The following is a 12,841-nucleotide window of genomic DNA, read 5'->3' as shown; positions in this document are numbered from 1 at the left end:
ACTCCGCGTTCAGCCAGCATCTCCTGCAGCTCACGGTAACTGATGCCGTATTTGCAGTACCAGCGTACGGCCCACAGAATGATGTCACGCTGAAAATGCCGGCCTTTGAATGGGTTCATGTGCAGCTCCATCAGCAAAAGGGGATGATAAGTTTATCACCACCGACTATTTGCAACAGTGCCCACCTCAGTACCCCATTGCTCGTTCCTGGCGGGACAGCCGTTCATCAGCAGCCTGAAGACGCTCATCACGCCGCCGTGCTGCCAGAACCCGTCGTTCTGAAAAAGACATAGCCGCTACGTTTGGTACGCTGAGCTTACCGTCACCGGCACAAACGTCACAGCGAACATCAAATGCTCCGGCAAAATACTTTTCACGCATTTCTGGCTCCCACTCAGCCATTTCTGATTGGGTGAATCCATTTTCAAAGGCCGGGTTTTCCATGGTCCCGTGGCCTTCGCACTGGTGACAGATTATGTACTTAAATTTGCGCATGTAACGCTCCTGTATATGATGGATGAACCACTCTCGTTCAGGGTTATGGCGAAATGTTTATCGCCGCAGCGAGAGATTCAGTCTTGCTATCAATATTCCTGAAGGTTGTCCGCCTGATTTCAGGGAAAGCATTCATTCACTGGCCGGTTCTACCTTATTATTCATACAGATTAAAGTAGTTGTGCCTACTACTGCGGTCACCTTCCTTGACAAAGTAAGCAAAGTTTGAAAAATTTAACACCGACGAAAGGCCATACCTTCGTTAGTGTGCGAAAGCCGCTTGCGAGCGACGGAATAGGTGAAAGCTTTAGTCAGGGTTAATTACCCTGTCTGCGGTGATGGGATGGCTCAGGCGTATATCATCACTCCTTCCAAAGTCCGTACACACTCTTTCAGCCTTTGCAGAAATGCAGGGGCTGTTTCATATCAGACAAGCGCAATGAAATTTTCAAATGCTTTCCAGAAATTCAAAGGCCTTAAGCTTTATCTGTATCTTACGGTCCCCGCACGGAAAGTAACTTTCCTGAACAGGAACCGCCTTGCCAGCCTTAACTTTCTAAACGGTTAAAGTTACACCAGGCTGTAAATGGTGAAACAGTTTTTGAAGCCCATGAAACACCGCTGTCGGAAAGATAACTAGCCCCAAGACGTCTAACTTCTTTTTGATGTAGAGCTAATTCTTTCGGATCGGCAATATCTTCCACCACGCTCATCATGGCAATCTGAACTCCGGGAGATGCCATTTTATAAGCTGTCGAGCTTGCAACTGAATTTTTCAGGATTGCCAATCTTTCTTTTTCTGGTCGCCCGTTGTCAGACGTATTCGCGTACGTTGTACCCGCAACTAACAATGGAAGACTGGCGTTGGCACAGAACTGCATAACGCGTTTTTGCTGGAGCTGTAATTCAGTGGCTGCAAATGCTTTACTGCATCCGAGGATCCCGATAATCATCACTAATGCTGTTTTATACATAAAATTGAAACCGTCCTTATTGAACTTTAAATGTTGCGGTTAACACTGTGTGGAGATGTATGGACTGGATAATACCCACATGCCTGCGCCTGCCAGTATACCGGCTCAGGTATTAAACCTAAGAGATCTGGTGCACCGGATTTTACCTTTTCATTTCGGTTTTATCTTGAGCCTGGCTCTTGAGTTTAAATTTAAAGGTATGGCGCATGCAGGTTTCACTGACGGGTTTTCACACATCCCGGCTGTAACCCATCATTGTTCATGAGCCAGGCCCTGGTATCCTGCCCAGCGTACGGCCAGCCGCTCTAAGTCCAGATCGTACACCAGCGGTGTGATTTTACGGCCTTCAAACAGCTCGCCCAGCTCAATGCCTGGCTTAAAATGAACGGTCAGGGTGGCCGGATCTATGCCCATAAGATCGGCATCAAACAGAGCATGCATTGTTGGAGTCATCAGGATGCCATTAGACGGATTGTACCGGGTTCCATGTTCAATGTGTGCCGCATCCAGGACACCGCCATTAACCCAACCGGTTACCGCACAACGGCCCGCGAAATTCTCGATGAGCAGAGCTTTAAATTTACCCTGTGCCACGCCACTACGTTGCGTCACTACGCGCTCGCAGTGCTCACCCTGGATATCTACGTCAGGTTTCCGCTTTGGTTCGCTGGTGGCCGTCTCAGCTTGTTTTAGGGTGGAACGTGGATAGGCCAGGTTATATGCTGCGCCTGTGGTCATTTGCTCGATGACCGCAGGTGCATAACCTTCTGCTTCCAGCTTACGATATGCAGCCCGGTAGTCTCTTTGGGTTTTCAGCGGGTATATCTTTCCGCCTTTACCATCGAAAGCGATAAACCAGAAATCGTCCGTGCCAGTTTCCAGATTTCTGCAACGTTTCAGATGCCATCCGCCTTCTCTCGCCCAGATGGTACGGTTATTTCTGGCATTCGTTTTGTCATAACCGTTCTCGTCAAGCCAGCTATCAAAGCTGGTCAGCCCCAGATCCTGAACCTCCAGAGAAGGCACTCGAATGACCTGCAAGGTATGGCGGGGTCTTGGCTCTCTCATCTTGATCTCTTCCTAGCGCTGGTCTGGGAAATACGGATATTGCGGGCCATATTCATAGTCATGCGGGCCTGGCTCAACTTCCCAGAATGGACGGCCGCTAATTGTCTTTGGACCGCGCTCGTTTACGATGTCTTCTACATCCTGAATATTAAATGGCATCGTTGCCAGTAACAGCTGATCTTCGGGTGTCAGCGTCACAGTTGCACCGTCGATACGGCTGTAAAGGTCGGCAAACTGTTTACCTGCACCGTGCAACCGGTGCTCCGCTACACTTCTGATTGCGTGTAAGTCCAGCTCCGCCGCTTCCATGCGATCCACGTATAGTTTCATTTCTTTACGCAAAGCGCTCAGCTCACGGGCTTTAATAAACCCGCAGGCGTACCCACCCAGGGCGATAACTGCAATGATTGCTAAAATTGCCATTTTTTTCTCTCACGTGATTGCGGCCGTTACTCTAGTCTTAATGTGAAGTCTGGGAATTCGCTGGATGTTAAGTACGTTTTCATCCCCAGACTGACAGATGCTAAGGCGCGATCCCAACACTCCATTTGTAAGTATCAGGCCCATCTTCTCCGCTGGTGGCATCTGCTACAATCTGTGCATAACGTTCTCCAGCAAGTTCTCTTACCATCTGATCCACGACCCATTGCAGATGATGCATTTCATCGGTTCCGCCGTAACGACAAGCCAACTCAATAGCCCGCTCTATTCTTTTTTGTTCTTCAGTCATACTGAATCCTCACGCTTACATCAGCTATTCTGAAAACATGCACACTATAAATTGCGGCTGTCATTTCTCAGCCAGGCGCCTGCATTGCTGCCTCATTCCATCAAAAATACTTTCCGCAAGCTGCTGGGGGAACTGGTCCGGAAGAAGCCCGCTAACACGTTCAATGACACCCGGGGTTCTGGCGATGATTTCCTCTATCATCGCCTCTGTCTGCTGTTTACTCAGGCCGGTTATCTCACCATGCCTGATCCAGTGGCGTCGTTGTATTCGATATATCTGGTAATAGTTGCTACTGCCACGTACGGCCATCGCCAGTTTGCACTTCTGCCAGGATATCTGATTGTTCCCATGACCGATCACCGGCCATGCCGACAACACATCATAGAGTGGTGTAAGGTGATAACGTCCCTGTGGCCCAATAGAAATACTGAAATTTTTAGCGTGGCCATCTGTTGCGGCCATCATCCAGAAAACTATCTGCGTCATAAAAAACTGCGCTTTGTCACGCTCAGCACGGTCTGAATTACTCAGAACTTCCATAATTTCCGATATACCTGGCCCGCCGTCCGCCTGATATTTTCGTAATGGCGAAATGCCCAGGGCCTGACACATATCCTCCTGGGGTAAACGAATGATCCATTGTCCGTTTCCTGACCATTTTCGGTCAAAACGTTCTACCACCAGCGCTTTCTGATCTTCAAAGTGAGCAATCTGCGTTCTTGCCACGGGGAGCCCGTACTGTTCGAGAAGTACCGAGCAGAGCCATTCATTTTCAACCGACGAGCGCATGTCGGCTTTCATGTTCCCCACAAGTCCGAGCGGTAGCTTGAATATATGCGTCGTTGGTGTATTACCCTCCGGCATACACCACCGATCTTCATGCCACAGTAGGGCTGTTTTCTCCTGAGCACCGGCAATAGATAAACGTAAGTCGTCGTTATCTTCTGGCCTGCCCGGTAGCAATGTCTCCGTGGTATTACGCAAAGTTGCCGCAATTTCTGATTCAGTAAGCGGGTGATACTTCACGGAATATAAATCTGTGGGTTCATCTCCGTCATGAAGCAGCTGTATCGCGCCCACGCAGTCTTTTCCCAGCTCCGTCAGAAGATCAAAAGGCTCCAGGCTATCGGCCTTGTAACGCATTGCCAGACGTCTGCGTATGCCTTCGCTGTCCGGGAGTAAATTATCAAAATAGTCACGTACCACATTTCCACGCCAGACCTGGTTCCCGGGAGTAAAAGGAAGGGACAATGACAGCGGCCTTCCCTGTTCGTCTGCACTCCAGTCAGGAAGGTATTGTAAGCTGTCTACCCCTTTACTTTTTTCCCAGTATCCGACTTTGATTCCGTTCATCCAGATTGCCAGACGCTGCTGTTTCCGGCTCATATCGTTACCATTTCTCCTGTCGTGCAGGTGAGTTTGATTTAAGCATTTCTTCCGTCTGCTTCCCCTCTGAAGAGGCGGTTGTCGAGGAGAAGCTGATTTTTACGCCCAGGATAGAAAACACCTTGAATAGCCGTTCAATGCTCGCACTGGCAGGGTTGGCTTCCAGACGTGAGTATGTCTGTTGAGTGACCCCTAACCTTTCGGACAGGTCTTTTTGCGTCAGGCCATTCGCCTTGCGAAAACCAATGAGCAAGGGACGCAACTGGTTGAGCGTGTTTAACGGGTAATCATTATTGATCATAAGCTGGCCTCAGTAGTTCCTCTGATACACCTTGTACGCTGTTTTCTAAACATACACCCTAAAAGCTGTAATATCAAATTAACAGCCTAAAAGCTGTTAAATAGAGAGTACAACCTTTAGGCTGTTACTAAGTGGCAGCATAAATCTTTATGAGGTTTGATATGAGAGAACTATCAATAATAAGCCGTTACGCTCGTACAGCATCCGGTAAGAGAGCTGACAGATCAGGATCATCGGTAAACGAGAAGCGGAGTATCTTATGGCCCTGTTGTGAGCTGTATAAATAACTACGAGCTACTCTCTGCCTCGGGGAGGAGGCAGAGAGAGTATTAAAAGCAAAGGCAGACATTTTTAGCAGCTGGTGGGCTATGGGGTTCCGGAGGTGCTCCGGTGAATGTTACTTGACTGGCAAGTTTCCTGCTCTGATGGTCAATGCCTCGATGCTGTCTATATTGTTCTGAAGCCGTTCCAGTTCTGCCTTTTCAATACCGGCCCAAAGCTTTAAGTGTCGCTGATAAAGGGACCACTTGAGTGAGTGAAAACCATTCCAGGCCAACCCCATCCAGGAGGCGTAATTCGCATTGAGAATATTGCCGGTGATATACATTTTACCTGCGTTAACAGCACTGGAAGTTCCATAACCCAGGGCAAGCATCATCCGGAAGCGTGGATTTAGCCGCAACGGCATGGTATCCAGTAAGGTCTCCCCAAAAGCTCCTTTTCCCAGCGATACCTGTTTCGCCACATAGAAAACCCGCATCAAAACTTCCATTATGCTCATCGGAATACTTGTCACGATAAACTGACGAAAGTCATACCCGTTGACATACATGTACTCTATTTGTTTGCCGAAGTTAGAACTCCCCACAGGGATCCCCTCAAGCATACGAAGTAGCCCCATAAAAGGAGCCGGTAACCCCATGCCACGGTTTCCTTTTGCTGAGGGGGCATTAACATCCGATGCCAGGTGTCCAAACATTCTGGCGATGAGCCTGAAAATATTGGTTTCGTCTGTAACGCCTTTACTGGAAGGATAAACCACGATCTGTCCATTCTGAACCACCGTACAGGTCCCGTTCAGCATATCCTTTATACCGAAAATAATGCCCAGTACGGGATCGTGTGACAAAGCTCTTAAGCGGTGATTTGTGGGAGACAAAACGCCACCGGCCGCACCCACTAAATCGCTGCTGATCGAACTGTCTGGTGCCCCTATAGGGAACAAATCTGAGAGTTTTGTACTCAGGTCCTCCGGCAAAATGGCATTGAAGGCTTTCTGCACCTGTTTATTGAAAATACCATCCACTTCTGCCGTAAAGCTCACCGTAGGTTTTGGCGGGGCTCTGACGCAAAGTAAATCCAGCATGGATGCTATGAGCCCGCATCCGCAGGCAATAGCATAATCCCAGGCGTCGAGTGCGTAGCGATCATTAAATTCTTTAATATGATTCTGGATCCGGGCATCTACAACAGCCAAGTCATCCGTGGAGAGTATTGTGGCCAGTCCAATATCACCGCATACACGCTGGTTAGCCTCGCTATATATAGTCTTGAGACCAGTAGAATGCATGGCAGTATCTGAAGGGGTCATTTCTCGCAGATGATGTTCTTTAAGCGCCAGATGCTCCGCTTCATCAAGTTCAGTGCCGCTGATTAGCCCGGTCAACTGTGCCTTAAGGCTCTCTATATCACTGTTAATTGTCTCGTGAGCGTTCGCGATATCCTGACCACGGAGCTGAATATAACGGATGGCCCTGAACTCATCATCATAAGGAGACTGACTCATGTGTTTACCTCACCGCGACCAGGCTACCTTTTGGAGCTTTCTTAGTAAGCATGTCGATTGTTGCCTTGATGCCAGCAATTTCTGCCTTAAAATATTCCGCATTCGACATCAACCTTTCCTGAACTTCGTAGAGCTTTTGGATGGCCTGACTAAGGGCGGCTGTCAGTTTCGCATTTTTTTTGTGTTTCACTATCGCGTACCCGCCAATCCCTAACACAGCTACAGGTGCGGCCAATACCGCAATGCCTGCAACCATACCGCCACCGACGATAGACCCTGCTGTAGCGAGCCCGGAGGTTATGCCTGCTGCTGACACTCCCGTTGTACCAAGCGTATAGAGAGCACCGAAGGAAGCCGCTGCGCCTACGCCTGACCCCGCCAAAGCTGCTGCGCCCTCAGTAATACCCGGGAACTTATTTTCAAGCGCCTGAAGAGCACTTGTAACTTCATCCATTGCCTTCTTGCGAATTTTTTCGAGCTCTTCAGTTTCGGTAGCGTCCATTACAGGCCTCGTATTCATAACTTGCTGTGTGATAGGTGAAAAAGAGCACCATAAAAGTGATGAAGAAATCATGACTTACTATTGTGGCACTTTCGAGTTCATGTTTGTCAGTTTCAATGCTGTTGCTGTTAGTAAGGGCAGACGCCATATCGGGCAGACCCAAAATAACTATCGTGCCAGCGTCATTTTGGAACTGACTTTGCTAAAAATCAGTAGCGGACTGAACAGACATGTGTGGATTTGAATCTGGGCAGGTTCCAGACATTATTCCAACCAGACTTCCAATGACAAAATGCTCGTCATTCTCGGAGACGACATAGGGTCCACCAGAGCAACCATCGGTGTTGAAATGTGCTATTACAAAGCGAGTTGTGAGATGTTGGGGAGAATGATTTGAGCAATTTAAAGGCCAAATGCCTGAAACTTCACCAGGGAATGTCGAAATTGTTGTCTCATTCATTGGATATCCGACACCCAATGTACCCATGCCAGCTGCGGGAGCCAGGACCTTAAAGTAACTACTTACAGGCTGTTGTATTCCAGCTGGTAATACGATTTCTGCACTGTCAACAAACGGAATGCCGTCTTTAAAGTCTGCCCTGTCATTAGCCTCATTGAGAATGAAATCGACTAGAACAGGCTCTTCGTTCACCAGTCCTTGATGGTTAAGAAATTTGACGTAAAGTTTAAGTGTATTGCTGACGGGATAAATTTTTCCAAGAGCATTGGTAACAACATGGGCTGCGGTGAGAATCTTTTGCTGCTGACCATTATCGAAACCAAACGCAGTTGCTTCGAGATGGCTACTAAAATGAGGATCATTGCTTACATAGATTTTACAAACGTAGTTTTCAAACATTATTTCCTCCTTTTGCCGGTACCTAATCAGTTACACGGCTGCATGTTATAAACAACTAAACTCGCTTCCTGATATTTGAGTTTGTATGTTTTGCCAGGCACCAGCTCACCTCTGAAACACGGTTAGTCTCCTCCATGACATGGTTATGGCGATGGTCAGAAACTGTTATCGACGAAAGGCTGGAATTCCTTTAATGGCATTATCCATTTCAAGTCGTATGTCCTGAACGGGAGCGTATATTTTTATGATTCCAGATCTTAACCCTGAAACATTCCCCGTATCAAAACTGACCCGTTACAGATAAGTCACCACCGGTGCTGTCGATTAATTTAGTGAATTGCATGTCCTCATCCCATAAAGGGTAGGGCCTACCCCCGGCATCGAGCAAACCTGACCACCCTGCCCTTATTAAGACCCCACATGCGGCAATGGTGCCCTGTCCACGCCGCCCGCGAACTTTGAGGAAATGGGGAGAAAATAAAAAGAAAACAAAAAGTTATCGGCTGAAGTACCGGCGCAGATCGGGAATCAGGCGAAGCCTGACAGCACGTTAGGGCCTGGCAGGGGGCTTGAGGGATGAGGACATGCAATTGTGATAACCTTCCCGCCACGGGGTCGGTTAAATTCGTATCCTGCCGGTGCAATTCCAACGGCCGCGTTACCAGTTCGCCGGGTAGCATGGCCAGCAAAGCCAGGCATCGAGCACCCGGGTTTCACTGACGGCCGCTGCATAGACGCCGGTATCCGGGAAGAAATAAACCGGGGTGGCGTTGTTCAGCTGGTCGCCTTCATCGGCCAGAGCGCCGATCACCTCATGAGGCTTAAGCAGCATATCCGTTAAATATTCATCCGGGTGGATGGCATTCAGCGATATGGCCATCTCCAGAAATTCATCCAGGGTATGGCGGGTACGATACCCCCGGAAAACCTCGTATGAAGGCGTGACGCATTCACCATCCAGGGAACAGGCATCGTAACCGGCCAGCTGCTCTTCGGTGAGTCCGGAGGCATGCTTTGCCACAAGATTCGTAAATTGCTCTTTATCGTCCATCACAATCCTTACGCTGTAGGGGCCTGTTTGTGTTATCACTGCTTCCGGTTTTTACTTCGCACAACCCGGCAGGTATCCGGTCGCCCGGGCGTCCTTTGCGGTCTTGTTCGCCCTTCGCCTGAATTACGTCAAATCCCTTTCACTACCCGGCCGCAGGGTGACACCTCCCCTTTTCTCCGGAAGCGAAAGAGGAAGAACAGTTTAACAGCCCGGATCCTCAATAATTTTCGCGTAACGGACTAAATAACCGGTTTATGCAGCTTCTGATAACCACAGACCGCGATAGAATAAAACGTCTGGTGAGGAACCGGAGTGTTATGTAAGCGGGGGGTTTAACTGGGTATCTGTGTAGTCCTATTTAGCCAGATATCCCGAATAAAAACCTCAACGATTAGGTAAACGAAATGGATGGATTCTGGTCGATGTTCTGTTTGTTTGTCGTGGTAGTTTCACTGCATAAAGCCCTTTCTGTAGCAGCAGCACGAGCAGACGCAGCAAAATTAAATATGCTTCTCAGAATGAGAAAGTTTAAAAAGTAGCTTTCAAGACATCTGAGAATTCTTTTAAATCCTCAGAGGAAGTTATATGTTTAGGCTATTTGCAAACTAAGGTTGGAATTCCATCATTCTAGCCTTAGATCTTTGATCAAGTGAAGTTGCTCACTTGGTTGGATTTTACCGTTTCCTGACGGCTTTTCAGAAGCGAGGGCTGGTTGGAATGCCTTCCAGCTAGAAGTCTTGCAGATGCTCTCCGGGCATTAACTCATTGTCGAATCTGCACCAGTATCACTAGGTTGTTGAGCGGGCGATTAGCTTTTTCACTGAGCCGCTGTACACTCGACTGCTTCAAGAAGCACTACTTACCATTTGCCTGCCGTAAGGTCTGTTCTTAGCTGGATTTTTTTGGGAGGATACGCAGTCATGACAACTCAATCCAGCTCAATACAATACGCTTACGCGCTAGACGGCGAGGGCACCCTCACGCACATTGGCGCTGCCCTGCGCTCACATACTTACACCTGCCCAGGTTGTAAGAGCCCCCTGACCCCGGTAATGGGCGAGTTCAACGCTAAGCACTTTCGCCATTCGGAAGAATGCTGTGCCCTTGAAACCTATCTTCACAAGTGCGGCAAAGAAGCATTCTTCTATCGCTACCAACAAGCTCTCAGCCGTGAAATGCCTATTAGCCTTGAGCTGGAGCGCCGGGTTGCCTGTAATGGTTCTCGTTTAGCCTTGGTTAGAGACGAAGCACGTCAGTGCGTAAAATCCGTGCCTGCACGCTACAACTTGACTCAATTTTTCGATCAGGCAGAGCTGGAAAAACACGATAAGGTCACAGGGCTGCGACCAGACGTGATGTTGTATGATACGACTGGCGAAAGGCGTTGCTACGTAGAGATTTGTGTCACACACCCCTGCTCTCAAGACAAGATCGAAGCCGGTATCCCGATTCTTGAGTTTAAGGTCCAATCTGCCTCTGATATTCAGATGTTGCTTACCGGGGCCTACTCGATCAAGGAGAAGATCCTGAGAGTATTCAACTGGCTTCCCCCGTTTCAATCTGTGGACACCTGTAGCGGCGTCTGCTCAGTAGGTAACGTGGATATGTCTGTCTGGAGTTTAAGTGGTTCCGGCCGACTCAACGAACAAACGATGCCGCTCGCTGAAGTGGATTTAACAATCAATTCTGACGTGAACACATGGCCTAGATCGTTAGGGGCCGCTGAGCTGGCTGATAACTTACGAGCTTTTATCCGTCACGCCGATCCTCATTCACTATTTCCCAACTGCATTATGTGCGAGCAAGCAGGCCGATGGGAGGATGGCTATCTGCAATGTCACAGTAAGGCAAAGATCGTTCCCTACACCGAGGCCCGTCAGTGCGCCAATTACAAGGTTAAGGCATGACCAAAAGACTGACTTGGGAGCAGAAAAGTATTGTCAGCCATGACACCGGACATGCGTTGGTAAAAGCCGTACCTGGTAGCGGGAAAACAACCACACTTGTAAAGCGCGTTGAGCGGCTGGTCAAGACGGGAACTGATCCTCGCTCCATTCTGATCCTGATGTACAACAAGTCGGCGCAGGTGAGCTTCACGGAGAACTTGAAGACGGCACTGATGTCGAGCGTGATTCCAGAAATCCGCACGTTCCACAGCTTGGCCTTAAAGATTGTTGGTTACGGAGAACGCCAACAGATAATCAAGAAGAAAGACCTCATTACTCCAAGCGACTACCGCTATGAGCAACTGGTAAAGCAAGCCTACCGCTATGGCTTTGACCATGAGGCGAATTATATTGACCCCAATGAAATTGAAAACTTCGAGCTGTTTATTGCTCGCTGCCGGGCGGCGGCCGTAACTCCTGTTGATGCTGCCAATGATCCAACGTTCAGCAACATCAAACGGGAGTTTATTCACGCCTATGGCCGCTATTGTGAGCTGCTGGAGGAAAACAGTCTGCGAACCTTTGATGACTGTTTGATTGAGGCTGTCGCACTGTTGCGTAATGACAGCAGCCTTGGTGCCCACTTCAAGCACATCATTGTTGATGAATATCAGGACGTTAACCTGATACAGCATGACATGACCCGCTTGCTATCTAAGTCGGATACGTCGGTTATGGCTGTTGGTGATGTTAACCAGTGTATTTATGAGTGGCGTGGTGCTCGACCAGACTTTATCGGCGGACTGTTTGAAAGGCACTACCCGAATACGAAGGTGTTTCAACTGTCATGCACGTTCAGATTTGGCCATGAGCTTTCCTTGATGGCTAACTCGGTAATTCGGCGCAACTCTACAAAGCTGACCAAGCTTTGTGTCAGTCATCCTAGCACCCCCAAAACAGAGGTCAGATTGCACTTTGATAACTGCCTATCCAAGGTGCTATCAAACCTCTCGGTGAGCAGTGGAACACAAGCCATATTGTCCCGCACTAAGGCGAACCTTGCTGAGGCGGAAATTGCTTTACGCCTGTGTGGGCTACCTTATCGCTACCTCAATGGTTCAAGCGCATTACACACCCGCACCGAAATCGGGATACTGGTAGTTGGCGTCTTGCTGTCTGTGTACGGCGATCTGCGGCTACTGGAAAACCATCCCAACAAACAAGCGATTGTTTACGGCTTTCTGAAGGAGGCTGGTTTTAGATGGCAGAAAGGGCAATTCAAAGCGGCGCTCAGTGGATTGATGGCTCCGCACGCCGACCTATGGTCTGCTCTAGGTCAGTTATTCGAGGGCGCACAATACCAAAAAGATCGGCTGGGCAGGCTCGCCACTATCTGCCAGAAAGACGGAGAGGAAACGCCTGCTATCGATGTGTTACGACGCCTGAGTATGGAGGGTTTCATTGATAGTGTTGGCTCTGAGGGTGTAACTCGCACTGGATCGAACGACCAGCAACGAGGGGTCGTGAGGATCGGGGAGCTACTTGACTCCAGTAAGATCGATTCCCGCACGTTTTTAAACCTTATCTTGAATCCAGGCGAGGCTGCTACTGACTGCGATCCCTTCATCCTTTCCACACTGCATGGTTCCAAGGGGCTGGAGTGGGATAACGTAATACTGATCGGGGTCGTCTCAGAAAACGGAATCTATGGTCACTCCCGTTTTTGCAACACCGATTTTGACGACAAGTTGGCTTGCTTGAATCTATCCGGCGTCTGAATGGGATTTTATTCCCGCGCCTTGA

General features: G+C 48.8%; 13 protein-coding genes and 1 pseudogene. 2 read left to right on the top strand and 12 right to left on the bottom strand.

What is annotated here, in order from left to right; genetic code table 11:
* From ACJBF3_RS25375 to ACJBF3_RS25320, 12 genes and pseudogenes are all read right to left on the bottom strand, one after another.
* Positions 1–119 (bottom strand): annotated as a pseudogene (locus ACJBF3_RS25375) (IS6 family transposase); the annotation flags it as partial.
* Positions 120–186: 67 nt separating this feature from the next.
* Positions 187–495, bottom strand: coding sequence for a hypothetical protein (locus ACJBF3_RS25370; RefSeq protein WP_001224686.1), 309 nt, complete (start codon positions 493–495; stop codon positions 187–189).
* A gap of 548 nt (positions 496–1,043) precedes the next feature.
* On the bottom strand, positions 1,044–1,469 hold the full coding sequence (locus tag ACJBF3_RS25365) for a hypothetical protein (RefSeq protein ID WP_000278471.1): 426 nt from the start codon (positions 1,467–1,469) through the stop codon (positions 1,044–1,046).
* Between the two features lie 252 nt (positions 1,470–1,721).
* Positions 1,722–2,537 (bottom strand): HNH endonuclease signature motif containing protein, encoded by an 816-nt coding sequence (locus ACJBF3_RS25360; RefSeq protein ID WP_001641519.1) that lies wholly within the window; start codon positions 2,535–2,537, stop codon positions 1,722–1,724.
* 12 nt (positions 2,538–2,549) lie between these two features.
* Positions 2,550–2,960 (bottom strand): hypothetical protein, encoded by a 411-nt coding sequence (locus tag ACJBF3_RS25355; protein ID WP_000985909.1) that lies wholly within the window; start codon positions 2,958–2,960, stop codon positions 2,550–2,552.
* Between the two features lie 100 nt (positions 2,961–3,060).
* Positions 3,061–3,267, bottom strand: coding sequence for a hypothetical protein (locus tag ACJBF3_RS25350; protein WP_000134171.1), 207 nt, complete (start codon positions 3,265–3,267; stop codon positions 3,061–3,063).
* A gap of 60 nt (positions 3,268–3,327) precedes the next feature.
* A complete protein-coding gene (locus ACJBF3_RS25345) occupies positions 3,328–4,653 on the bottom strand; it encodes a type II toxin-antitoxin system HipA family toxin (RefSeq protein WP_000088044.1) in 1,326 nt (441 codons plus the stop codon).
* A 4-nt stretch (positions 4,654–4,657) separates the two neighbouring features.
* Positions 4,658–4,951 carry a helix-turn-helix transcriptional regulator gene (locus tag ACJBF3_RS25340; RefSeq protein ID WP_012477377.1) on the bottom strand — a complete coding sequence of 98 codons (294 nt, stop codon included), beginning with the start codon at positions 4,949–4,951 and terminating at the stop codon, positions 4,658–4,660.
* 400 nt (positions 4,952–5,351) lie between these two features.
* Positions 5,352–6,740, bottom strand: a complete 1,389-nt coding sequence (locus ACJBF3_RS25335) for a hypothetical protein (protein ID WP_000083579.1) — start codon at positions 6,738–6,740, stop codon at positions 5,352–5,354.
* A gap of 4 nt (positions 6,741–6,744) precedes the next feature.
* A complete protein-coding gene (locus tag ACJBF3_RS25330; protein WP_000340139.1) occupies positions 6,745–7,242 on the bottom strand; it encodes a membrane protein in 498 nt (165 codons plus the stop codon).
* Between the two features lie 202 nt (positions 7,243–7,444).
* A complete protein-coding gene (locus tag ACJBF3_RS25325; protein ID WP_000462754.1) occupies positions 7,445–8,101 on the bottom strand; it encodes a trypsin-like serine protease in 657 nt (218 codons plus the stop codon).
* A gap of 658 nt (positions 8,102–8,759) precedes the next feature.
* A complete protein-coding gene (locus ACJBF3_RS25320; RefSeq protein ID WP_000341066.1) occupies positions 8,760–9,152 on the bottom strand; it encodes a hypothetical protein in 393 nt (130 codons plus the stop codon).
* A gap of 920 nt (positions 9,153–10,072) precedes the next feature.
* Here ACJBF3_RS25320 and ACJBF3_RS25315 point away from each other — a divergent pair.
* Positions 10,073–11,059, top strand: coding sequence for a hypothetical protein (locus ACJBF3_RS25315; RefSeq protein ID WP_000211823.1), 987 nt, complete (start codon positions 10,073–10,075; stop codon positions 11,057–11,059).
* The gene (locus ACJBF3_RS25310; protein WP_031942310.1) at positions 11,056–12,816 is read left to right on the top strand and encodes an ATP-dependent helicase; all 1,761 of its coding nucleotides are present in this window, start codon (positions 11,056–11,058) and stop codon (positions 12,814–12,816) included. Before ACJBF3_RS25315 ends, ACJBF3_RS25310 begins: the two co-directional genes overlap by 4 nt.
* Positions 12,817–12,841: the final 25 nt, after the last annotated feature.

Source organism: Enterobacter sp. PP-008-ECC_S150 (assembly GCF_045257065.1).
In the GTDB taxonomy this organism is placed as follows: domain Bacteria; phylum Pseudomonadota; class Gammaproteobacteria; order Enterobacterales; family Enterobacteriaceae; genus Enterobacter; species Enterobacter chengduensis.
This window is presented reverse-complemented; position numbering and strand designations above follow the sequence as displayed.

Coding starts and splice junctions, on each gene's coding strand:
- ACJBF3_RS25370 (WP_001224686.1), bottom strand. CDS start 495: ATGCGCAAATTTAAGTACATAATCTGTCACCAGTGCGAAGGCCACGGG.
- ACJBF3_RS25365 (WP_000278471.1), bottom strand. CDS start 1,469: ATGTATAAAACAGCATTAGTGATGATTATCGGGATCCTCGGATGCAGT.
- ACJBF3_RS25360 (WP_001641519.1), bottom strand. CDS start 2,537: ATGAGAGAGCCAAGACCCCGCCATACCTTGCAGGTCATTCGAGTGCCT.
- ACJBF3_RS25355 (WP_000985909.1), bottom strand. CDS start 2,960: ATGGCAATTTTAGCAATCATTGCAGTTATCGCCCTGGGTGGGTACGCC.
- ACJBF3_RS25350 (WP_000134171.1), bottom strand. CDS start 3,267: ATGACTGAAGAACAAAAAAGAATAGAGCGGGCTATTGAGTTGGCTTGT.
- ACJBF3_RS25345 (WP_000088044.1), bottom strand. CDS start 4,653: ATGAGCCGGAAACAGCAGCGTCTGGCAATCTGGATGAACGGAATCAAA.
- ACJBF3_RS25335 (WP_000083579.1), bottom strand. CDS start 6,740: ATGAGTCAGTCTCCTTATGATGATGAGTTCAGGGCCATCCGTTATATT.
- ACJBF3_RS25330 (WP_000340139.1), bottom strand. CDS start 7,242: ATGGACGCTACCGAAACTGAAGAGCTCGAAAAAATTCGCAAGAAGGCA.
- ACJBF3_RS25325 (WP_000462754.1), bottom strand. CDS start 8,101: ATGTTTGAAAACTACGTTTGTAAAATCTATGTAAGCAATGATCCTCAT.
- ACJBF3_RS25320 (WP_000341066.1), bottom strand. CDS start 9,152: ATGGACGATAAAGAGCAATTTACGAATCTTGTGGCAAAGCATGCCTCC.
- ACJBF3_RS25315 (WP_000211823.1), top strand. CDS start 10,073: ATGACAACTCAATCCAGCTCAATACAATACGCTTACGCGCTAGACGGC.
- ACJBF3_RS25310 (WP_031942310.1), top strand. CDS start 11,056: ATGACCAAAAGACTGACTTGGGAGCAGAAAAGTATTGTCAGCCATGAC.